Annotated in this window: 20 protein-coding genes; 17 read left to right on the top strand and 3 right to left on the bottom strand. The window is 42.4% G+C overall.

What is annotated here, in order from left to right:
* Positions 1-73 precede the first annotated feature (73 nt).
* Positions 74-1096: a LacI family DNA-binding transcriptional regulator gene (locus tag V7D18_RS03415; protein ID WP_426151457.1), complete on the bottom strand. Its 1023-nt coding sequence runs from the start codon at positions 1094-1096 to the stop codon at positions 74-76.
* 293 nt (positions 1097-1389) lie between these two features.
* Here V7D18_RS03415 and nifJ point away from each other — a divergent pair, with 293 nt between their 5' ends.
* The 14 genes from nifJ to V7D18_RS03345 all read left to right on the top strand — a co-directional run bounded on the left by nifJ (position 1390) and on the right by V7D18_RS03345 (position 19951).
* Complete coding sequence (gene nifJ, locus V7D18_RS03410) at positions 1390-4911, top strand: pyruvate:ferredoxin (flavodoxin) oxidoreductase (protein WP_426151455.1); 3522 nt, start codon at positions 1390-1392, stop codon at positions 4909-4911.
* Between the two features lie 10 nt (positions 4912-4921).
* Entirely contained in the window at positions 4922-6043 is a 1122-nt protein-coding gene (locus V7D18_RS03405) for an aconitase family protein (RefSeq protein ID WP_426151453.1), read from the top strand.
* A 12-nt stretch (positions 6044-6055) separates the two neighbouring features.
* Complete coding sequence (locus V7D18_RS03400; protein WP_426151451.1) at positions 6056-7855, top strand: aconitase/3-isopropylmalate dehydratase large subunit family protein; 1800 nt, start codon at positions 6056-6058, stop codon at positions 7853-7855.
* 14 nt (positions 7856-7869) lie between these two features.
* Positions 7870-8766: a phosphate acyltransferase gene (locus V7D18_RS03395; protein WP_426151449.1), complete on the top strand. Its 897-nt coding sequence runs from the start codon at positions 7870-7872 to the stop codon at positions 8764-8766.
* A 12-nt stretch (positions 8767-8778) separates the two neighbouring features.
* Positions 8779-10113: a 2-hydroxycarboxylate transporter family protein gene (locus V7D18_RS03390; protein WP_426151447.1), complete on the top strand. Its 1335-nt coding sequence runs from the start codon at positions 8779-8781 to the stop codon at positions 10111-10113.
* 101 nt (positions 10114-10214) lie between these two features.
* Positions 10215-11321, top strand: a complete 1107-nt coding sequence (buk, locus tag V7D18_RS03385) for a butyrate kinase (protein WP_426151445.1) — start codon at positions 10215-10217, stop codon at positions 11319-11321.
* Positions 11322-11329: 8 nt separating this feature from the next.
* Positions 11330-11986 (top strand): YczE/YyaS/YitT family protein, encoded by a 657-nt coding sequence (locus tag V7D18_RS03380; RefSeq protein ID WP_426151443.1) that lies wholly within the window; start codon positions 11330-11332, stop codon positions 11984-11986.
* Positions 11987-12001: 15 nt separating this feature from the next.
* Positions 12002-12358 carry an acyl-CoA thioesterase gene (locus V7D18_RS03375; protein ID WP_426151441.1) on the top strand — a complete coding sequence of 119 codons (357 nt, stop codon included), beginning with the start codon at positions 12002-12004 and terminating at the stop codon, positions 12356-12358.
* Positions 12355-13443: an isocitrate/isopropylmalate family dehydrogenase gene (locus V7D18_RS03370; protein ID WP_426151439.1), complete on the top strand. Its 1089-nt coding sequence runs from the start codon at positions 12355-12357 to the stop codon at positions 13441-13443. The genes V7D18_RS03375 and V7D18_RS03370 overlap by 4 nt, the downstream gene beginning before the upstream one ends.
* A 1-nt stretch (position 13444) precedes the next feature.
* The gene (locus tag V7D18_RS03365) at positions 13445-14305 is read left to right on the top strand and encodes an MBL fold metallo-hydrolase (protein ID WP_426151437.1); all 861 of its coding nucleotides are present in this window, start codon (positions 13445-13447) and stop codon (positions 14303-14305) included.
* Positions 14306-14792: 487 nt separating this feature from the next.
* Positions 14793-15233 (top strand): Rrf2 family transcriptional regulator, encoded by a 441-nt coding sequence (locus tag V7D18_RS03360; protein ID WP_426151435.1) that lies wholly within the window; start codon positions 14793-14795, stop codon positions 15231-15233.
* Positions 15234-15519: 286 nt separating this feature from the next.
* A complete protein-coding gene (locus V7D18_RS03355; protein WP_426151433.1) occupies positions 15520-16566 on the top strand; it encodes an NADH:flavin oxidoreductase in 1047 nt (348 codons plus the stop codon).
* A 261-nt stretch (positions 16567-16827) separates the two neighbouring features.
* On the top strand, positions 16828-18465 hold the full coding sequence (locus V7D18_RS03350) for a methyl-accepting chemotaxis protein (RefSeq protein WP_426151431.1): 1638 nt from the start codon (positions 16828-16830) through the stop codon (positions 18463-18465).
* 418 nt (positions 18466-18883) lie between these two features.
* Complete coding sequence (locus tag V7D18_RS03345) at positions 18884-19951, top strand: NADH:flavin oxidoreductase (protein WP_426151429.1); 1068 nt, start codon at positions 18884-18886, stop codon at positions 19949-19951.
* Between the two features lie 7 nt (positions 19952-19958).
* On the opposite strand, the gene V7D18_RS03340 is transcribed toward V7D18_RS03345, so the two are convergent.
* Together V7D18_RS03340 and V7D18_RS03335 are read right to left on the bottom strand one after the other, a co-directional pair.
* Positions 19959-20105, bottom strand: coding sequence for a hypothetical protein (locus V7D18_RS03340; protein WP_426151427.1), 147 nt, complete (start codon positions 20103-20105; stop codon positions 19959-19961).
* A gap of 135 nt (positions 20106-20240) precedes the next feature.
* Positions 20241-20672, bottom strand: coding sequence for an Rrf2 family transcriptional regulator (locus V7D18_RS03335; RefSeq protein WP_426151425.1), 432 nt, complete (start codon positions 20670-20672; stop codon positions 20241-20243).
* A gap of 139 nt (positions 20673-20811) precedes the next feature.
* Here V7D18_RS03335 and V7D18_RS03330 point away from each other — a divergent pair, with 139 nt between their 5' ends.
* The 3 genes from V7D18_RS03330 (at position 20812) to V7D18_RS03320 (ending at position 22916) form a co-directional block, all read left to right on the top strand.
* Positions 20812-21168 carry a hypothetical protein gene (locus V7D18_RS03330; protein ID WP_426151423.1) on the top strand — a complete coding sequence of 119 codons (357 nt, stop codon included), beginning with the start codon at positions 20812-20814 and terminating at the stop codon, positions 21166-21168.
* Positions 21107-21691 carry a nitroreductase family protein gene (locus tag V7D18_RS03325; RefSeq protein WP_426151422.1) on the top strand — a complete coding sequence of 195 codons (585 nt, stop codon included), beginning with the start codon at positions 21107-21109 and terminating at the stop codon, positions 21689-21691. Before V7D18_RS03330 ends, V7D18_RS03325 begins: the two co-directional genes overlap by 62 nt.
* Positions 21692-21845: 154 nt before the next feature.
* Positions 21846-22916: an NADH:flavin oxidoreductase gene (locus V7D18_RS03320; RefSeq protein WP_426151420.1), complete on the top strand. Its 1071-nt coding sequence runs from the start codon at positions 21846-21848 to the stop codon at positions 22914-22916.
* Positions 22917-22987 lie beyond the last annotated feature (71 nt).

Genomic DNA, 22987 nt, shown 5'->3' with positions numbered 1-22987 from the left:
TACACGACAATATTACCTTTGTCAAGTGTAAGAAAAAACAGCGCATCATATTTGTACGCTGTTTTTTGTAAATTTATAAATTAAAACTTTCTCGTAGAATTACCTTGGGAGTCACGGAAACATGAACCGGTATAAAATTCGATCGTTCCATAGAATGAATCAGAATATCGACTGCTTTTTTGCAGATCTCTTCATTTGGCATCTGAATAACACTTAAGGACGGGATTGAATAGTGCGTATTTTCCTGATCAAGCATGGCAATTGTAAGCAGCTCAAGATCTTCGGGAATTCGTATGCATCTTTTATGAAAAGTATAAAGAGCGCCCAGTGCCATGGAGTCCGATTCAAAAAATATGATTTTAGGAGGATTTTCCAGATTGCAGTAAAGCTCTGCTGCTTCCATGCCTCCGGCAAGGGTGCTGTTTCCTCGAAGTATATGTTTGGATTGGACATTGATTCCCAGTTGTGAACAGGCATAAAGAAATGCCTGAGTACGGGTCCCGGTAGCTACATAAGTATGGTCTGATGCAATAACAGTGGCTTCTTTATAACCCTTTTGGCGTAAGAGTAAGGCAGCCTGGAACCCAACTTCTTTGGAGTCGATATATACGGTTGAAAATTTATCTGAGTTTCTGTTAATGAGCACTATAGGTATTTGAGGGGATAAATATTCAAGGTATTTTACATCTTGCGAGGAAGTGGCTCCGATAATGATTCCATTGTAATTGTTTTTACTGATTACAGAGCCGTTCTTTTGCAAATTGTCATTCTCATACGTCTGAACAACAAGTTCACAGTCAAAGTTCATTACCTTAAGCTCTTTTTGAATTGAATTTAAAAATGAAGCCAAAATGTTAATTCGGTAATCGATAGGCCAGTAAAACGCAATAGTAGGTTTTTTTTCATCGCTGTAACGCAATCTTCTTGCACTCAAATTAGGTTGATAACCTAGCTGGTTCATTGCAGACAGGACCCGCTCTTTTGTGGTTTCAGATATTCTTCGTTCCAAGGTTTTTCCGTTGATTATGATAGAAACAGTAGTGACTGATACTCCAGCTAACTCTGCCACATCTTTGATAGTAGCTATTAGAATCACTTCCAATCTTTTTTATTTAGTAACGCTTACTAATTATAATCATACGTTTCCATATTTGAAAAGTCAAGTGAAAATCTGGACACATATAAAAATGCACAAAAAAATAAAATAAATATATGAATAATATATAAAAATAAACAAATGACAGATAATCAGTTGACAATGATAAAACGATAAACTATTATTTGGTTATAGGAATAACGATAAACTAAAACGATAAACTTGTAATATATTAATAATGAACTTGCCTCTCTAACAGGGGAGACAGATATAAAAGAAAGGCAGGAGTAAAAATGGGTTCAGTGATGAGAACTATGGATGGGAATGAAGCAGCGGCCTATGCGTCTTATGCATTTACAGAGGTGGCAGCGATATATCCGATTACCCCATCCTCGCCGATGGCAGAGTTGGTTGACAAATGGTCTGCAAACGGTATGAAGAATATTTTCGGTCAACAGGTGAGACTGGTTGAGATGCAGTCAGAATGCGGGGCTGTATCTGCCATGCACGGAGCCTTGGATGGAGGAGTTCTGGCAACTTCCTATACGGCTTCCCAAGGACTTATGCTGATGATCCCTACCATGTACCGGATTGCAGGACAGCTAAAACCGGGAGTGATCCATGTGGCTTCCAGAAATGTGGCGGCACATGCCATTTCCATTTCTGCGGAGCAGTCCGATGTAATGGCATGCAGGCAGACCGGTTTTGCCCTGATGGCTTCTTCCAGCGTTCAGGAAGCCATGGATCTGGGTGTGATTTCCCATCTGGCTTCTATAAAGGGGCATGTACCATTCTTACATTTTTTTGATGGATTCCGCACTTCCCATGAGATTCAGAAGGTGGATTGTCTGGATTATGAGGAGCTTTCAAAACTGGTGGATTGGGAGGAACTGGAGAAATTCAGAAAGAATGCTTTAAATCCTGAGCATCCCGTACTACGTACTACCGGACAATATTCCGATACCTATTTCCAGAGCCGTGAGGCCTGCAACCAATATTACGATCAACTTCCGGATATTGTTGCGGAATATATGAATAATATCAATGAACTGACCGGACGTGACTACAGGCCATTCAATTATTATGGCGCAGAGGATGCAGAAGTTGTAATTGTAGGGATGGGCTCCGCCACAGGCTGTGTACAGGAAACTGTGGATTATTTAATTAAGAAGGGTGAAAAGGTCGGCTACATGGAGGTGCATTTATACCGTCCCTTCTCAGCAAAATATTTCTTAAGCCAGCTTCCGGAAACCGTTAAGGGAATTACGGTCGGTGACAGGACAAAAGAACCGGGGGCCGTAGGAGAGCCTTTATATGAAGATGTGTGCTCCGTTATTCTGGAATCCGGAAGAAACGTTTCTGTCTATGCCTGCCGTTATGGTCTTGCTGGAAAGGATTTCACCCCGGCTCAGGTGATTGCCATGTTTGAAAATATGAAGGTGGAAGAGCCGAAAAACCATTATACAATCGGTATCAACGATGATGTGACCAATCTTTCCCTGCCCTATGGAGAAGAAGTCAGTACAGTTCCGGAAGGAACCGTAAGCTGTAAGTTCTGGGGACTTGGCTCAGACGGAACCGTAGGCGCCAATAAAAATACCATTAAGATAATCGGTGACCATACGGACCTGAATGTTCAGGCATATTTTGAATACGACGGTAAGAAATCAGGCGGTGTTACAAGATCTCATCTACGTTTCGGAAAACAACCCATCCGTTCCACTTATCTGGTTAGGAATGCGGATTTTGTAGCCTGCCATAATAAATCCTATCTGGATAAGTACGATATCCTGACCGATGTAAGAGAGGGCGGAAACGTGCTTATTGCCTGTGACTGGAAGGAAGAGGAACTCGATTCCCATCTGACCACGTCGTTTAAGAAGACGGCGGCAAAGAAAAAGATCCGCCTTTATACCATTGACTCCACGGGCATTGCTCAGGAACTGGGACTGGGCAGCAGGACCAATACCATTTTACAGGCAGCATTCTTTAAGATCACTGGAATCATTCCCATTGAGGAAGCAGCGGATTATATGAAGAAGGCCATTTTAAAGTCCTATGGCAAAAAAGGCGAGAAGGTCATTAACATGAACTACGCCGCTGTTGATAAGGGAATAGAGATGGTAAAGGAGGTGACGGTTTCACCGGATTGGGCAAACCTTCCGGTTGAAAAAGAAACAGTGGATGAATCCCTTCCGAAATGGATCAAGAACATACAGATTCCGGTCAACAAAATGATCGGTGATTTTATTCCGGTCAGCGAGTTTAGAGATGCGGCGGATGGAACCATGCCTCAGGGAACTTCCAAATATGAAAAACGCGGGATTGCGGTAAACGTTCCCATCTGGGACAGCAGTAAATGCATCCAGTGCAACCAGTGTTCCTATGTGTGCCCACATGCCACGATCCGTCCTTTCCTTATGAATGAGGAAGAGGCTGCAAATGCTCCGGAAGGCTTCGGAATGATCAAGGCAAACGGGAAAGGCATGGATAGCTATCAGTTCCGTATTCAGACCGCAGTATTAGACTGTACCGGCTGCGGAAGCTGTGCAGATGTCTGTCCGGCTAAGGAAAAGGCCCTTAACATGCAGCCCCTTGATGAGCACAGGAACGAAGAGAAAAATTGGGAATACGCAGTTGCTTTATCAGATAAGGAAAATCCTCTGGGCGTGAATACGGTAAAAGGAAGCCAGTTTGAACAGCCTCTGCTGGAATTCCCAGGTGCGTGTCCAGGCTGCGGTGAAACACCATATGCCAAATTAATCACTCAGCTTTTTGGTGACAGAATGTATGTGGCAACAGCTACAGGCTGCTCCCAGGTTTGGGCAACCAGTTTCCCATCTTTCCCATATACGACCAACAAAAAAGGTCAGGGTCCTGCTGTAGGCGGTTCTCTTTTTGAGAATAATGCGGAATACGGTATGGGCATCTGGCTGTCCGTAGAGCAGCAGCGAGAAAAGCTTAAGATGCATGTAACGGAACTGGTGGAAAAGACCGGAGATGAAAGGCTTAAGGCGGCAGCCGGGAAATGGCTGGAAAACTTCGATAAGACCGCAGCTTCCAAAGAGTCTGGTGAAAACTTAAAGGCAGCCCTGGATTCTTATGCTCCGGCAGAGACAGAACGGGAGCTGATGGCTGAAATCAAAGCGAATACGGAGCATCTGACTAAGAAATCCGTCTGGATGTTCGGCGGTGACGGCTGGGCTTATGACATAGGTTACGGCGGACTGGATCATGTAATTGCTTCCGGGGCCAATGTGAACATCCTGGTGTTTGATACGGAAATTTACTCCAATACAGGAGGGCAGGCTTCCAAGGCGACTCCTACAGGTGCCGTGGCTCAGTTTGCGGCAGCAGGAAAGCAGAGAAAGAAAAAGGATTTAGGAATGATGGCCATGAGCTATGGTGATGTTTATGTGGCACAGGTAGCCATGGGAGCCAGCCAGTCCCAGTTCTTAAAGGCAGTTCTGGAAGCGGAAAGCTACGACGGTCCTTCCATTATTATTGCTTATGCTCCGTGCATCAGCCATGGACTGCGCTGCGGTATGAGTAAAGTGCAGAGCGAAATCAAAAAAGCCGTGGAGGTCGGATACTGGCAGCTTTACCGTTATAACCCGGTTCTTTTAGAAGAAGGAAAAAATCCGTTTATTCTGGATTCCAGGGAACCTGCAGGCGACTTTAGGGAGTTCCTCCGGGGAGAGGTACGGTTCTCTTCATTAGAGAGGACTTTTCCGGAAGAGGCAGAAAACCTGTTTGCAAGGACTGAAAGTGAGGCGAAGGCCAGATATGCCAAATATAAGGCACTGGCACAGTGAGGAGATTGGTATGAGTACGTTTGTTGAAAAAATCATGGGGAAACCGGCAGGAGCCGTCGTTACGGTTACACCGGATTATCTGGTAATCAATGACGGTGTTTCACATGCCGCAGTGGATCGGATATCCACTGTGGCAAATCAGGACAAGGTTTGGGTCATTTATGATCATGATGTTCCAACCGGCAGTCCGGAAGCAGCCGCCGTTTTAAGGAAAAATCTGAAGTTTGCGCTTAAGAACGGCTGCCACTATGTGCAGGCTGAGGGAGTTGGATACCAGTATATGTTTGATAAAGTTGTAAAACCCGGCCAGATTGTGTTGGGAGGCGGTTCCCATGAGGGCATATTTGGTGCGAAGGGCACGCTTGGTATCAGTGTAAGCATTCCGGAACTGGCCCGCGCGGTGGAAACCGGACGCTACAGCGTCATTGTTCCCGAGACTGTCTTTGTCTCTGTTACAGGAAAATTAAAGGATGGCGTAAGCATCCTGGATGGAGCGCTTGCTTTTCTGAAGGAGAATGCCGGGATTGCAGGAAAGGCCATTGAATTTTACTGCCCTTCTCTGGAGGACCATGAAAAAGCGGTTCTCTGCTCCGCGGCATGTATATCCGGTGCTTATACGGTATCTGTCACAGAGGAACAGCCGGAGAACAGCCGGATCCTTTGCCTTGACCAGGTGAATTCCATGGTAATGATGCCTTGTGAAAGCCGGGGCAAACAGGGGGAAGCAGAAATCAGAGAGAGAGCTTCCCTGGAAGGCATGGAGCTTCAAGCAGGACAGATCGGGGGATACACAGGCGGTACCATTGAGGAGTTAAGGAAAGCAGCAGCCCTGATTGAAGGCAGAAAGCTGACCCTGGGCTTCCGCCTGACTGTATGCCCGGCCACAAGCCAGGATTATTTAAAGGCTATGGAAGAAGGGATTATTACGAAGTTTATCGACTATGGCGCACAAATTAGTGCAGCCGGTGATCACAGCGTCGTACCTCAGGGAGCTGGTGCAATGGGTCATGGTGAAAAGCTGCTGACAACTGGTTTGTATACGTTTTCTGGTGCAATGGGCTGTGAAGATGCAGAGATTTATACCGCTTCTGTTGAATCTGTTATAGCAGCTTCCACCACAAAGAAGATTTAAGGAGGCTGTTACATGGATAAGAAATTCAGCGGGAAAATATGGAAGTTTGGGAATGATATTGATACCGATACCATTATTCCCGGAAAGCGCGGAACCATTCCGACCATAGAAGAGATGAAAAAATATGCGTTCGAGCTGTTAAAGCCAGAGTTCGGATCCACGGTCCGGGCTGGAGATATTCTCGTGGCAGGCACCAACTTCGGCTGCGGTTCCAGCAGGGAGCAGGCGGCTACGGTCTTGTCCCATAATGGAGTGCGATGCATCATAGCAAAGAGCTTTGCCAGAATCTTTTTCAGAAATGCTTTTAACAGCGGAATCCTACTCTTACAGTGTGACGGGATCCAGGAGGTGTGCGAAGGCGGAGATATCGTAACGGTGGATGTGGATGGCCGTACGGTAAGCGTTAACGGCCATACCTTTTCCGTAGGAGAAGTGCCGGAAAACCTATTCAACATCGTTTCCAACGGAGGCTTGATCGAAGATACCAAAAAGCGTTTGAAAGAAGGAGTTAAAAAGCTTAATATAACGCCTCTTTCCAGGGAACAGTGCAATAAAAGCGGATACACCATGGTGGAGAAGCTTTTAAAAAAGAATGCAGGGAAAGAGCATGTGAAACCTGGAGATATTGTGATCACGAAACCGGATATGTTCATGATCCACGATATTTACACGCCTTATCTGCTGGATACGCTTAATAAGATGGGAGCGGAATCCATCGACGATCCGGATAAGGTTACCATTGTATGGGACCACTGTATGCCGACTGCGGTAGCTAAAAATGATTCCGAACATTATGATGCAGGACTTTCACTGGCTGAAAAATATGGGATTAAAAAGCTCCATATCGGCGAAGGCATTTGCCATAGTATCATGCACGAAGAGCGTTATGCAAAGCCGGGGGAAATCGCTACGGCTACCGACAGCCATACAACTACCTACGGAGGAGCCGGGAATTTCTGCAGCGGAATCGGTACTGCAGAGATGGCAGCAGCACTGATCACCGGGGAGCTGTGGTTCAAGGTCCCAAGCGCCATCAAAATTGTACTGAATGGTCATTTGCCGGAAGGCGTGCTTTCCAAGGATGTTATTTTAAAAATTCTTGGAGACATCAAAGCAGACGGAGGTCAGTATAAGTCTCTTGAATTTACCGGACCGGCGGCTAGTGAAATGAGCATGATGTCCCGTTTTACCGTAGCTAACATGGCTCTTGAGGCAGGGGCGAAGTGTGGTCTGTTTGAAGCAGATGAAAAGACTGCAGAATATTACGACATGCCTCTTTCTAAAATCGACTGGATCCGGGTGGATGAAGATGCCATTTATGAAAAGGTCCTCACTTATGATGTTGAGGAACTGGAGCCGCAGCTGTCCTGCCCTCAGGGCGTGGATAATGTCCATCCGTTGCACGAAGTGCTGGGTACGAAAATTGATGAAGTGTATCTGGGAAGCTGTACCAACGGAAGCATAGAAGATATGGCCATTGCGGCGAAAATAATGGAAGGAAAGAAAGTTGCTCCAGGGCTCCGTTTTGTGGTAGTGCCTGCAACAAATAAGGTCTTTAAAGAAGCAATTGATCTGGGGTATATCAAGACTTTTATCGAAGCAGGAGCGGTAATTTCCCATCCCTGTTGCGGTCTGTGCTGCGGAATGCCTTATGGCCTGATGACCGATGATGAAAGAATACTTTCGACGGCAAACAGGAATTTCATCGGACGCCAGGGAACGAAAAAAACTTTGAGCTACTTGAGCAGCCCTACGGTGGCGGCAGCCACGGCAATTGCCGGAGTTATATCAGATCCTAGAAGTATTTTATAGGAAAGAGGAAAAAAATGATTAAGGATTTTGAACATTTAAAAGAGCAGCTTAAGGCAATGCCTGAAAAAAGAAGAGTTGCTATTACCCCTGCACAGGATTTACATACTCTGGAAGCAGTTGTTCATGCAGCTGGAGATGGTCTGATAACTCCGGTGTTAATTGGAAATGAGCCGGAAATCAGAGATATTCTGGAGGGGCTGGGAACGACAGGAGAAGGTATAGAAATTATCCATATGGAAGATGCCTCCGCCTGTGTCCAGAAAGCAGCAGATATGGCCAGAGCAGGAGACGTGGACTGTATCATGAAGGGAAAGATAGAAACAGGCGCACTCATGAAGGTTCTGGTCAATAAGGATCATGGGATCCGGTGTAACGATACCATGAGTCTGGTGGCATTTATGGAAAGTCCCAACTATCATAAAGTTTTTGCCATTACTGATGTAGGCCTGCTTACCTATCCTACAAAAGAGCAGAAAAAAGCCGCGATTCAGAATGCGGTTTCAGCATTTCATGCTCTGGGGGTGAAGGAGCCAAAGGTAGCTGTCCTGGCGGCGGTTGAAAAGGTGAATCCGAAGATGAAGGAAACCGTTGAAGCGGCTGAGATCAAGGCAGAGGGAGTAGAGGGCTGTCTGATTGAAGGCCCCATAAGCCTGGATCTGGCCATGGACCCGGAATCAGCACATATTAAGGGATATAACAGCCCTGTTGCCGGAGATGCGGATCTTTTAGTAGTACCTGATATTGTAAGCGGAAACATTGCGGCTAAGACCCTTACTGTTATCGGGGGAGGGCGGACTGGGGGAGTCGTGTTGGGAGCGAAGGTTCCTGTGCTTCTTGTGTCAAGAGCTGCAAAAGCAGATGATAAATATATGTCAATCGTATTAGCTGCGCTGATAGGAAAAAACAATTAGGGGGATACACTCATGGGAGAAAAATTAAAGTTTAATGTATGCGGCCTGCCCGCAAAGTATTTTATACCGTTTTTTGTTGTTGTAATGGCAAGCGTTTATTTTGGCTTTATGCCAACTGTTAAGATTTACTCCAATGATGCAGGAACTTATATGGCAACCAGCTTCATTATGACAATCGCTTTCTTAATGGCTATAGGCGGACTGTTCTTCTGGCTCGGAAACACCATTCCCATTGTAAATAATTATCTGGGAGGTGCATGCCTTCTGCCTCTGCTGGGAGCCTCTTTCATCAATTTTTTGGGACTGGTTCCTAAAGAGCTGGTAAATGGTACTAAGGTGCTGATGGGTGGCGGTTTCCAGGATGCCTATATCGCAATGCTGCTGGTAGGCTCCATTCTTGTAATGGACAGGAAAGTGCTTCTGGGGGCCACCGCAAGATATTTGCCTACTATTCTGGGAAGCCAGGTATTTGCGCTGGGATTCTGTATGTTAGGAGGATTAATAACAGGATATGGCGTATCGGATGCGCTCTTTTTCATCGGGGCTCCCTGTATGTCCGGCGGGTCCGGCGGAGCTATGACTACGCTTCCGGCTCTTTACAGCAGTTTATCAGGGACTGATATGACGCCTATGGCCGGTAAATTTCTGTGTTATGCTTCCATTGCAAATGTTCTGGCAGTCGTTCTGGCAGCGGTTGGCGGTGCTGTTACTTCTAAAATGAAAGGACTGAACGGCAACGGAGATATTTTGAGAAAGACAGGTGCTTCTGTTGTTACGGAAGGTGAAAAGCGTCCGGCCACATCTGCAGATTACGCGGCCCTGGGTTCCGGTATTTTCATGAGTTTCTGTCTCTATCTGTTAGGAAATATCCTAGGAAGCCTGCCAGGTTTAAGTGTAATTCCGGGTCTTGCATGGACGATCATATTGGGCATCATCATTAAATGTACCGGAATTCTTCCGGATAAAATTGCAGATAACTGCGTGTATTCCATGAATTTTGCATTAAGAGCACTGCTCCCGATGTTAATTGCCGGTATCGGTGTCAATTCCTTAAAGTTTGAGACATTGGCAGAGTTCTTCAGCATCGGTGCGTTTGTAGTCATCTTTTTGGGAGTGCTCGGTGCACTGATCGGAGCTATGATTTTTGGACGTCTGGCAGGCCTCTGGTCCTATGAGGCCGGCGTCACAGCAGGACTTTGCTGCTGCAACATCGGAGGTTCCGGCGACCTGGCTGTGTTATCAGCTGCAAACCGCATGAACCTTCTGGCTTTTGCATCCATTTCAACGCGTATCGGAGGCGCTTTGATGGTAATCTGGATCGGCCTTCTGTATCCGTTATTTCATTAAGATTTAATTATTATAATCAATTTCTTGCCAAAGAATATAAGAGGGCATGGCAGTCAAATTTTACTGCCATGCCTATTTTAAAAAGAAAGGAACGAAAAGATATGAATTTATATAAAGTATTTACCATCAATCCAGGTTCTACATCAACGAAAATCGCCATGTTTGAAGGAGAAAAGGCAGTGTTTTCTAAAAATGTATCCCATGATGCCGTGAAGCTTTCTGAGTTTAAAGAAATCAGCGACCAGTTTGATTACCGGAAGGAAATGATTTTAAAAGAACTTGAAGAGGCGGGACAGACGTTAGAAGGAGTAGCGGCCTTTTCTGCAAGAGGCGGTGGCCTGGTAAATATAGAAGGCGGTGTTTATGAAATAGGTGAAAAACTTCTTGAACACGCCAGAATCGGTTATACGGTAAAGCACCCGGCCACTCTGGGAGCTCAGCTTGCGGATGCTTTTGCCGGAGAATACGGAGGGAAGGCCTTTGTGGTAAATCCGCCGGATGTAGACGAATTCACAGATGTGGCCAGGGTAACCGGATTAAAGGGCATCTACCGGGAAAGCCGGATTCATGCCTTAAACCAGAAAGAAATCGGAATCCGTTTTGGTAAGAAGAGGGGGAAACGCTATGAGGATCTGAATCTGATCATTTGTCACATTGGAGGAGGTATTTCCGTGACGGCTCATGAAAAGGGCAGAATGGTGGACTCCAATGATATCGCAAACGGTGACGGCCCTATGGCTCCTACCCGCTGTGGGCAGCTTCCTGTAAAAGATGTAATCGGCATGTGCTTTTCTGGTAAGTATACAGAAAAAGAAATGCGGGACAAGGTTACGAAGACCGGAGGGCTTGTTGATCATTTACATACCTCGGATGCCAGAGCGGTGGAGGAGATGATGAAAAAAGGCGATCATTATGCTAAGCTGATTTATGATGCCATGATATACCAGATCGGTAAAACCGCAGGGGCCATGGCTGCGGTACTCCATGGAAAAGTGGATGCAGTCATCCTTACCGGCGGGATCTCCTATGATCCATACGTCGTAGGCTCTTTAAAGGAGATGCTGTCATTCCTGGCTCCCATAGAGGAGATGGCAGGGGAGTTTGAAATGGAAGCTCTGGCAGCGGGAGCCATCCGGGTACTGGAAGGAAAGGAGGCGGCAAAGACATATACCGGTGAGCCGGTATGGAATGGCTTTCCGCCAGCATGAGGGGAAAGATGCATAAGAAAAATTTAAAATCTATAAAAAGGGTGCTGATCTATGGAGCGGGGCTTATGAGCCTTGCTCTTGGTGTGGCGTTTTCTGTTAATTCCGGCCTTGGAGTGTCCCCTGTTAATTCTCTTCCCTTTGTGATCAGTCTGGTCACCGGAGCGGATATGGGAAACTGTGTAACCGCTGTCTTTTCAATGTACATTCTGGTGCAGATTCTTATTCTGCGAAAGGAGTTCCGCCTGATTAATCTGACGCAGCTTTTATTCACTGGCCTTTTTGGCTATTTTGTAGACATGGCTAAGTGGTTAGTAGGCGATTTTACTATACAAACCTATTTTGGAAAATTGCTTATGCTGGCGGTTAGCATTCTGTTCGTCTCTGCAGGAGTATGCCTGTATATGAATGCAAAGCTGGTGTACATGCCGATGGAGGGAATGACTCATGCCATAGCTGAAAAGATGTTTAAGGACAAGCCGTTTCATGATGTAAAAGTACTGATGGATTGTCTGGTCGTGTTTCTGGGTATTGTATTGTCTTTAATATTTCTTGACGGTGTGGAAGGTATACGGGAAGGGACGGTGATCTGTGCGGTTCTGGTGGGCAGGGTCATGAGGCCCATGCAGAAGATCCTGATTCCTTTGATTAACCGAAGCTGTTTTTAGAAGAAAGGGTTTTATATGATAGTCACGAAGATGTCGAGGGCTGTTATGCCCTCCATGGATAATGGAAACGGTATTTTGTTCGGAGGGAAGCTTTTTAGCTGGATGGACGAGATCGCAGGAATTGCTGCGGCCCGCTATGATGGAGGCAAGGTGGTTACGGTAGCCATGGAGGAGGCGGCATTCAGGACACCGATTCCAGTGGGAAAGTACATAGATATTGTGGGAGAGGTGATCTCTGTGGGGAATACCTCTCTGCGCGTCAGAATCAGGGTACTGATTGACAGACAGGAAGATATTGCGGCCGAAGCGGTCTTTGTCTTTGTTGCTGTGGACGAAGAAGGCAGACCGAGAAAGGTGAATGATGAGAAATGAATCTGGATGTTGCGGTAATTAAAGGTGATGGCGTGGGACCTGAAATGATGAAACCGGCCCTGGAAGCTTTAAAAGAGGTTTGCAGCCTTTATGGTCACAAACTGAATCTACAACAGGTTGTGGCCTCGGGAGAGGCAATAGAGGCATTCTATAACCCGTTGCCGGAGAATTCCCTGTCTGCCTGCCGGAAGGCATCTGCTGTTCTGTTCGGAAATACGGGACTCTCCAAATACCGTAATCTGCCTTTGGAAAAAAGGCCGGAATATGCACTCATGCGCCTTCGGAAAGAGCTTGATGTGACGACCAATATCAGGCCGGTACGTCTTTATAAAGATCTTTCTGAATTGTCCCCGTTAAAAGAGCGGATTACTAGCCGGGGGCTGGATTTCGTCTTTGTGCGGGACATTGCAGGCGGCGTATTATGTTCCGAAAAAGTCACGTCACTGGGATTACATGGGCGTGAAGCATATGAATATGAATACTATAACGAACTAATCGTAAGGAATACGGCAAAAATTGCCTTTGACCTGGCTCAAAAAAGGAAAAAAGCCGTAGTGAGCCTAGATAAATCCAATGTACTGGAAAGTTCCAGGCTCTGGAGAAAGACCATTCAGGATACCGGAAACAGGTATCAGCAGATTTCCCTAAGCCATTGCTATATCGATACTGCGGCCATGAAAATTATGGAATCACCGTGGAGCTTTGATGTGATCGTTACCTCGAACTTGTTTGGAGATATCATATCAGATGAAGGTACTCAGATGACAGGGACGCCCTGTCTTTACGCTTCGGCCGAGTTGGCAAAGGATGGCAGGGGAATTTACACCCCCAATCAGCTTCATCATCCAGATGAATCTATCATTGGAAAGCAGATTGTTAATCCGATCGGAATGATAGGAGCGGCAGCCCTGATGCTTCGTTTTACCTTTGGGCTTGAGGAGGAAGCCTGTACTCTGGAAAAAGCGGTAGAAAAGGCTCTTTCAGACGGATGCTCTACAAAAGACATCTGGCTTTCCGGTAGAATTCTGGTCAGTACGGACGAGATGGGAAAAGAAGTAGTGAAGAATATAAAGGAGGTTTCATAAAATGATTCAGATGTTTCGTTCAGGTATTTCATTGCGGTGGATCAACAATGCAGGATTTGAACTCATCCTGCCGGGAGGAGCTCATCTTTTAGTGGATCCATGGTTGGATAGCGCTCAAATTTATCCGTTAGAAGTTCAGTCTCTTGAACGGGTGGATTATGTATTATTGACCCATATACATTTTGACCATGGGCACAGCATTGGAGAGATACAAAGAAGGTTTCCGGATGCCCGGATTCTTGTGGGGGATCTGTCTGCGGAACCCCTCTGCCGGCTAAAGCATCTGAATGTGGAAAAACTTTACCGGGTGAGGGGCGGTGAGACCTATGAATTCGACGATGTGAAAATTGAGGCAATATCCGGCCGCCATACGGAATCTAAGCGAGGAAGCTATTATATGGAGGGCGGAAACCTGACCCATGACGGAGTACAGGATGATGCCATGTGGTATGGCTCCCTGGAAATGCTGAATTATAAAATCACCGCGTCCGATGGTACTACCGTTGCCGTATGGGGCGGTATGACCACGGATGAACAAGTGCACCGTATGGAACATTATAAAAATAATGATATTGCCATCATGCATGTAAGCCCGAAACAGAATCAGCAGTTGTTTGCAGCACTTGTAAAAGCCATAAATCCTAAAGTAGTAATTCCGCACCATTATGATTTATGGGATGTTATGTTTAAAAATAATCCGGAAATGTTAAAGGATGCCCCTTTGCCGCCAGAAAAAATGAATGAGTCTTATATATTGGGACAAATAAAAGAATCCCTGGAGAAAAATTGCCCGAACAGCTCTTTCTTGATTTTGCAGCACCAAAAATGGGTTCGGTTTGGTTTGGGAATGGCACTAATGTAGCTGGTACAGGTTTCAGACATCCTTCGCTCAGCATTTCCTTTTCTTTTTCCGGATTCCTTAGAAATGGGACATGTGAAACAGACAGTACTGTTTGCTGCTGAGTTATGTCGCAATCTGCCACATACCAAAGGTAAGATTTTATTGCTGCAAGCCTTTGATTAAAGGAACACTTTCCATAGTCTTCCTTTAATCAAAAGGTTTTCAAAAAAACTAAAATTTGTATTGACAATTACCTGCGATGTAATTATAATAGTTACAACTGGAGGCAATGGCTAATTAGTGCTAATTGTCGATCTGTAAGTAGCGTAGAAAGTGAATTTTTTTTACTTATTGATGTAACAATAAAGATTACAATTGCTATTAATAAAAATGGATTGAAGTCACAAAATTAATTCATCCGAATATTATTCTTTAAGAATATGCGTATGATACTTGATAAAGGGCTTTGTGTAATTACAATTGTTACAAATGTAATTAAGAGGGCAAAATGAGAATAAATACAAAATTTCCAGTTGCAATACATATTTTGGCAGTTGTTGGATTAGCGCCACTATTATATAATGAAAAGCCTACTTCTGCAGCAATTGCATTAAGCGTTAACACGAATCCTGTTGTAATTAGAAGAATAAACGCTCTGCTTAAAACAGCAGGACTGATAAACGTCCGTGCGGGTGTAGGTGGTGTTGAGTTGCTAAAATCACCGGAAGACATATCATTAAGAGTAATATTTGATGCTGTACAATCTGATGAAGCATTTTTTGATCTGCATCATAAGGTTAATCCGAAATGCAAAATCGGTTCGGTCATTAATCTTGCGTTGGTCGCCCCATTGCATTCAGTTCAACTTGAAATGGAGTTAGAGTTAGAGAAATATACACTATTTGATATAATGAAGGACATTGCAACTAGGAATGGGATGGAACTCTAATTGTTCATAGCTTTTGATACCAAAACTCAAGCAATTGATTTGATAATTTTTTTTACAATTAGATGTAACAATAATGGTTACAACGGATGATGATATTAATCTTTAAAAGTAGTAAAGGATATTTGAAAAGACTATTTTATTACCCATAGAAATGATCTAACGCTGACCTATACAGTACTTGGTTTGGCATGAATAAAGGCTGAGGGTGATTATTAATTGATTAACAAGATGCTATGATGTAAAAAAATCAAACTAATTGATAATTCATAAAAAAGGAGGAAGAAAAATGAAAGCATTTGAAGAAATGAAAGTATTTAAGGAAATAAAATTTAAAAATCTAACGATTAAAAACAGAATTGTAAGATCAGCGACACATAGCCATTTAGGGAACCTTGATGGTACGATTAGCGATGAAGAACTGGATATGTTTGAAGAACTGGCGAGTAATGATATTGGACTAATCATCGCGGGACAAATTTTTGTATCCAAAAAAGGGATTGTAAGACCCGGTTCTAATGAACTTGCTGAAGATTATCAAATCGAACGAGCAAGTAAAATCATTTCAAGAGTTCGACCATACGGTACTAAAGTGATTGCACAACTCAATCATGCAGGCGCCAAAGCCTATCCGGATGATAATAAAGTTGGACCATCAGTTATTGAACTTGAGGAAGGTAAACAAGCTCGAGAGATGAGTGTGAATGAAATTGAGTCTGTGATTGAGGATTTCATAGATGCTGCTTATCGTGCAAAATTATCAGGGATGGATGGTGTTGAAATTCATTGTGCTCACGACTACCTTCTATGTGAGTTTTTAACACCATCATTTAACAAGAGAACCGATAAATTTGGTGAAACCTATGAAGGCAGATTCTTAATTGTCAAAAAGATAATCCAAGGGATCAAAAACAAATGTGGAGCTGATTATCCGGTTTTTGTCAAGGTGAATTCAAATGCCGCTGAAGAAAATGAACAATATACGAGTGACTTGAAGAAAATGATGCCTGAGTTTAAGAGATTGGGTGTCGAAGCTGTTGAATTTAGCGGGTCTAATATCATACATATGAAATACTCGGATCACAATTATTTTGTTGAAAGCGCAATGAATATCAAAGGGAATACGGACATCCCTGTAATAGTAGTTGGTGGTATACGAAATTTCGAGGATATGGAGGCAGTGTTGGAAGCTGGTGTCGATATGATCTCTATGAGCAGACCACTTATATGCGAACCTGATTTGATTACCAGACTAAAAAAAGGTCAGGAAAAAGCAAGATGTGCAGGTTGCAATAAGTGCTTTATGGTTGGGAAAAAGAGATGTATTCTTAAATAAAATGAAACGATTAGTTTATGAATAATAGATTGGGGCTATTTCGTTCACGTACGAAATAAAATAGAGGTATAATACGAAAATAAGAAAATAAAAAGAAAGAACAATAAAGGTAATATGAAAGAAGAATTACAATAAAGTTCAAATAAAGGAAAAAGAACTACAAACTATAATTGAATTTAGATAGCATTATAAGAGTTTTCTATCCTAGATAAATTAAAGGTATTTTCTAACTTGAGCTAAGGAGAAACGGGGATAAATTTTATGTTCAAATCTATAAGAAAAAACTTGATTTTTAATTTTGTAGTGATGGCTACAATTGTTTTAATAATTAGTACTACTTTTTCAACTTATCAAATGGTAGTAGGATTGCAAAATCAAATGAAATATGATGGTGGTAATATAGCAAATATTATAAAGATAAGCATAGAGAATGCAGGAACTGATAATATGAGTAAAATACAATCTATAGTTGATAACACTTATGATAACTCAAATGGAAATTTATTTTATATAGGGGTACTTTCACCTGATAGAACGCTTTTAGCAGGGACTTCAAAGGATTCCATTGGACAAAAAATAGAGTTAAAAGAATTAGATGAGGTTTTGAAAGGAAAGACTCAAGCCTTTATGTCAGAGTGGAAAGGTACTCCTGCATATAATGTAACAGTACCTATAAAACAAGGAGAAAAGGTAGTGTTGACCGTTTCAGTAGGCATATCTGTGAATAATATGGAGAATGCGATAAGAAGTGGTATAGTAAAAGCTATTATTGTTAGTATTATTATTTTAATGCTGGTTATTGTTGCTGGAATAATAATAGGAAAAAGAATAGCTGAGCCAATAGAAAGCATAGAACGTACTATGGGAGAAGTAGGTAAAGGAGATTTAACTGCAGAATATACAGTTAAAGGGAAGGATGAAATTGGCAGGCTTGCTTATACAAGTAGTGAAACTACAAAAAGTATTAGAGAACTTATAAAGAAAATTAAATCTATTTCTTTAAGTTTAAATAATATATCACAAGACATTTCAAATGGTGGTGAAGAAGTAGCATCAGCCAGTAAAGAAATTGCAACAGCTGTTACACACGTATCACAGAAGGGGATAAAGCAAACTGAAGCTTTATCAGATGCACTTGAAATTTTAGAAAATTTTTCATCAGACTTAAACAATGTAAGCGGTAAATTAATTAAACTAGCTCAAAATGGAGAAGAAATAAAGGAGGAATCAACTAAAGGTGCAGAAAATATTAATAGTTTATCAAGTACTATAGAAGATATGCAAAAATCATTTCACATTGTAAGAAATAAAGTGGAAAATTTAGATGAAGCTATATCACAAATCAATTCTATAGTGGATTTTATAAACAGTGTGGCTAAGCAAACAAATCTTTTGGCATTAAATGCATCTATAGAAGCAGCAAGAGCTGGAGAATCAGGAAAAGGTTTTTCAGCAGTAGCTAAAGAAATAAAAAAACTAGCGGAAGAAGTTCTAAACTCAGCTAAAAATATAACAGGTTTAGTTAATAAGGTTATGGAAGAAACAAGGGATGTTTCAGAAACTACTGATTTTGTAACTAATATAGTAGAGAAAAGTAAAGAAAAAATAGAAGAGTCAGTAAGTGTGTTCAAGGAAGTTATTAATAAAGTGAATAGCATTCCAGTAAAAATAAATGAAGTTAATGAAGTACTTCAAAGAACTATGAAAGGCAAAGATAAAATTTTATCTACAGTGGAGAGTATAGCATCTAATTCAAAGAAAATCTCATCACTTTCAGTAGAAGTTACAGCATCAACAGAAGAACAAGCTGCTATAACTAATGGAATAGCTATTACAGCTAACAAATTACTTAATATGGCAAATGATTTAGAAAAGAATTCTTCAAGTTTTAAAGTATAATTCAAATGGTTTTATAATTGAATATTCTTGTGCGGTGGACCGCTGTTCCGGATGAACGGAAACCGGGTGTCCGGAACATGGAAACCACTTTACTCGTTTAAGCAAATGTCAAGTTCTGAAAAAGAAGGTGTGTTTGCTCAAAATGCAATGCAGGTTGCAGAGAATAGCTTATGCCGTCCTCTTATTAGTGAACCTGAATTGCCAAATATTTGGGGCTCAGGCAACAGAAGAAAATCAAAGTGTATATCTTGTAATAAATGTTATGATTTTAAAAGTGGATTTGGGTGTAAGGTTTTTAAATAATAATAAAATAAATTATGACTGATGTCTTTTGCTCACAGAGTGAATATTGGGTTGTAATTTTTTTTAAATATAGTTGTAACTAAAAAAGTTACAAAATAATAAGGAGGATTTTATAATGAAAACAATTTTTGAGAAAACGAATGTGGGAGCAATAACCTTAAAAAACCGTATCATTCGTAGTGCAACAGTGGAGGGAGCTGCTGATCAAGATGGGCATATTAACGAGAAGTTAATTTCTATCTACGAAAAGCTTGCGGCAGGAGGCGTAGGCGCAGCAATTACCGGATTGGTTGGGGTTGATGAAAACTCAAGGTTATTTCCCAATATTGTAAAGGCGTACGATGATGATTTTGTTCCCGGATTAAGTAAGATAGTTAATAAAGCTCATGCCCAGGATTGCAAAATTATTGTACAGATAGGACATTTTGGGTTAGAAGCAAATCCCGATAATGGAAATAAACCGCTTGCTCCATCTGATTTTATGAATTCTGAAGGTAAATCAGCCAAAAGTATGACTAAAGAAGAAATACAAAGTGTTATTCATAGTTTTGCTCTAGCTGCTGAGAGGTGCAAAGAAGCAGGTGCTGACGGCGTTCAGATACAAGGTTCACACGGTAAATTGCTCAGCCAATTTCTTAGCCCGTTTTTTAATAAACGAAATGATGAATATGGAGGAGATATTTCTAATCGTGCGAAAATCGTATTTGAAGTATATGCTGCCATTAGAGAAAAGGTTGGAGAGGATTATCCTATCTGGATTAAAATTAATGGAGAGGATTATGTAGACGGAGGATTTAGTCTTGAAGAATGTTTATGGGTATGTTGTGAGCTAGATAAGTTAGGCATAAATGGAATTGAATTAGGCGGTGGTATAGACATTCCTGGTTACTCAAGGAGAATGTCGAGTTCTGACAAAGAAGGTGTGTTTGCTCAAAATGCATTGCAGATAGCAGAGAAAGTGAATGCATCCGTAATAAGTGTCGGATGTTACCGCACGCCAGATATGATCGAAGAATGGTTAAATAAAGGGAAAATCGAAGCAATAAGCTTATGCCGTCCTCTTATTTGCGAACCTGAATTGCCAAGTATTTGGGAAGCAGGTAACAGAAGAAAATCAAAATGTATATCGTGTAATAAATGTTATGATTTAGGAAGTGGATTTGGGTGTAAGGTTTTTAAATAGAAGCCTTTTACTCACAGAGTGAATATTGAGATATAATTACGGATACATCCGTATTATAAAGCCTAGCCACCTCGAACTTTGACATATTCTGTTCTGTAATCATATGAACAACTTTGATTCGTTCTTCGTCTGAAAATTTTCTTTTACCAGACATAAAAATGCACCTCCAAGCATTATTGATATGTACCCCCTTTACTGGTGTCCAGTAAAGGGGGTACATATCACATTCTTCCAATGTTTGGGGTGCATTTCATTATACCGGCGGTACTGATTTGGGGGCATTTAGGAATTACGATACAGTCATATTCTTGTAGTCCTCAAGCAGTTGTTGCAGCGTAACAGTTTTCATTGTCTCACGCATAGCATCTTTAATCTCGTTATATGGTTTTTCAAGCAGAGAATAGATGTTTTTACCCACAGTACATTTAGGCGAAGGACTTGGATGCAGGCCAATTAAATAGTCAAATGAATTTGAATCGACTGCTTGATAGACCATCCAGACTGTAATAGCTGCCGGGTCTTTTGTTAAAACTGATCCACCGCTGCCGCGCTGCGTCGCAACCAAACCGGCTTCTTTCAATTTGCCAAGCAGATTGCGTATCATTACTGGATTACACCCCACGCTATTAGCTATTTGTTCACTCGTTAGTTTTTGGTCAGCGAATACTCCAAGTAAAATAAGGACGTGAAGCGCCATAGAACATTTATTACTTATCCGCATTTTCATCCCTCCAAATTCTTTTTTCTAATTATACAATGTAACTATTGAAATTACAAGATGGATGTGCTATACTCCTGTTGTAAATGTAATAATTACAACGGGAGGCTTTGCCATTAAATCACTGTTTGACGGAATTACATTGGGTAAAATTAGGGTAAAAAACCGCTTAGTCCGCAGTGCCACATTTGATTATGGAGGCGATGATAGCGGACGCTGCCGCCAAAATATGTATGATGTTTATGAAGGTCTGGCTAAGGGCGGGGTCGGACTGATTATTATCCGAATGGTCGGCATTGATGAAAATTCCAGAGCCAGTCCATACATGGTCAAGACCTACGATGACACCTTTGCAGTTGGCTTAACCATATGTTGTTTTATTTTACATTTAAGCTTTATTATTTGTAATTCTATTAAAATTTATTGGAGGTTTGGAAATGAACGAGACCATGTATACGTTACTACACCGCAGGAGCGTGCGAAAGTACAAGCAGGATGAGATCGACCGGGAAACAGTGGAACAAATTTTACAGGCGGGGCTCTACGCGGCAAACGGCGGTAATAATCAAGTCCCACGCTTTATTGCCTTGATAGGACAGGAACAGGTGGAAACGTTTGCACATCTGGTGTGTTCGGAAATGGGCAAGCTTGACGAAGCAGAGTATCCATACCAGAAAAATCACATTCGTAATGCCAAGCAAAACCCATCTTACGATTGCTGCTATGGCGCTCCGGTTTTGATATTGGTTGTTGCGCCGATTGACCACGGCAACAGTATGGCCGACTGTGCGTGCGCAACACAGAACATGTTAAACGCCGCGTATTCCTTGGGACTGGGCTCCTGTTACATGAACCAACCCCATTGGGTTACTGATAAGGAAGCAATTCGCCAAGCAATGATTGGGTTCGGTATGCATGAAGATGAACAAATATATTGTGGATTAATTGTTGGTTATGCGATGTCAACTATAGATGCCATGCCTGCTCGAAAAGAGGGGCGTGTTTGTATTTTGCAGAACTGAATGAATAGTTCTGTGACTAACTGATAGCGTGCTTCCGATAAATCAATTCTAGTGATTTGGAGAAAAAATTATACGATGTAACTATTGAAATTACAAGAGAGATGTGCTATACTCCTTGCTGTAAGTATAATAATTACAACGAGGAGGCTTTCACATGAAATCACTGTTTGACGAAATTACATTGGGTAAAATTAAAGTAAAAAATCGTTTAGTCCGTAGTGCCACATTTGAATATGGAGGCGATGATAGCGGACGCTACCGCCAAAATATGTATGATGTTTATGAAGGTCTGGCTAAGGGCGGAGTTGGACTGATTATTACCGGAATGGTCGGTATTGATGAAAATTCCAGAGTCAGTCCATATATGGTCAAGACCTACGATGACAGCTTTTCAGATGGCTTAAAAAAACTTACTGAAATAGTCCACGATTATGGGTGTAAAATAGTTGTCCAAATCGCGCATAATGGCGCGAAAGTACCAAAGACCGATACGGGGTTGCCGCCTATGGCTCCGTCAAAACTCGCGGACAAGAATTACCGGGAGATGTCTAGTGAAGATATTCAATCTCTCATAGGCAGCTTCACGACTGCGGCGATTCGCTGCAAAGAGGCCGGAGCGGATGGCGTTCAGATCCACGCTGCTCATGGGTATTTGATAAGCCAGTTTTTAAGTCCCATTTTTAATCATCGAGCGGATGAATATGGCGGAGCCATTGAGAAACGGGCGAAAATCCTGTTTGATATTTATAATGCCATACGCGCCGCAGTTGGAAATGACTATCCCATCTGGATCAAACTCAATTCCAGTGATTTGGAGGAAAGCGGCCTTACTTTTGAAGAATGTCAATGGGTATGTGACCAGTTGACAGATATGGGAATTGACGCGATTGAGGTCAGCGGCGGCATATCCATTACACCACGCAGCGCGTCAGCACAACCAGTACGAAACAGACAGGAGGAAGGACATTTTTATCAAGAAGCGAATCGAATTGCTGAAAACAGCAAAGTTGATATTATCAGCGTTGGCGGCCACCGAACACCCGAATTGCTTGAAGAAAAGCTCAACCAAAGCAACGTTAAGGCGATTAGCTTATGCAGACCCTTTATCTGTGAGCCTGACCTTGTAAACAGGTGGCAGTCGGGCAATTTGGAAAAAGCAAAATGCGTTTCATGTAATAAGTGTTTTGCTCCCGGTGAGTTAAGCTGTAAAGTATTTCCACGATAACGGTTCGCTCAATCAAATCCACCGAAATGCCTGTAAAAAAAGCCGGAGTGTGAACACAACACGCCCGGCTT

It is taken from the genome of Lacrimispora sp. 38-1, from assembly GCF_049890855.1.
GTDB lineage: Bacteria > Bacillota > Clostridia > Lachnospirales > Lachnospiraceae > Lacrimispora.
This window is presented reverse-complemented; position numbering and strand designations above follow the sequence as displayed.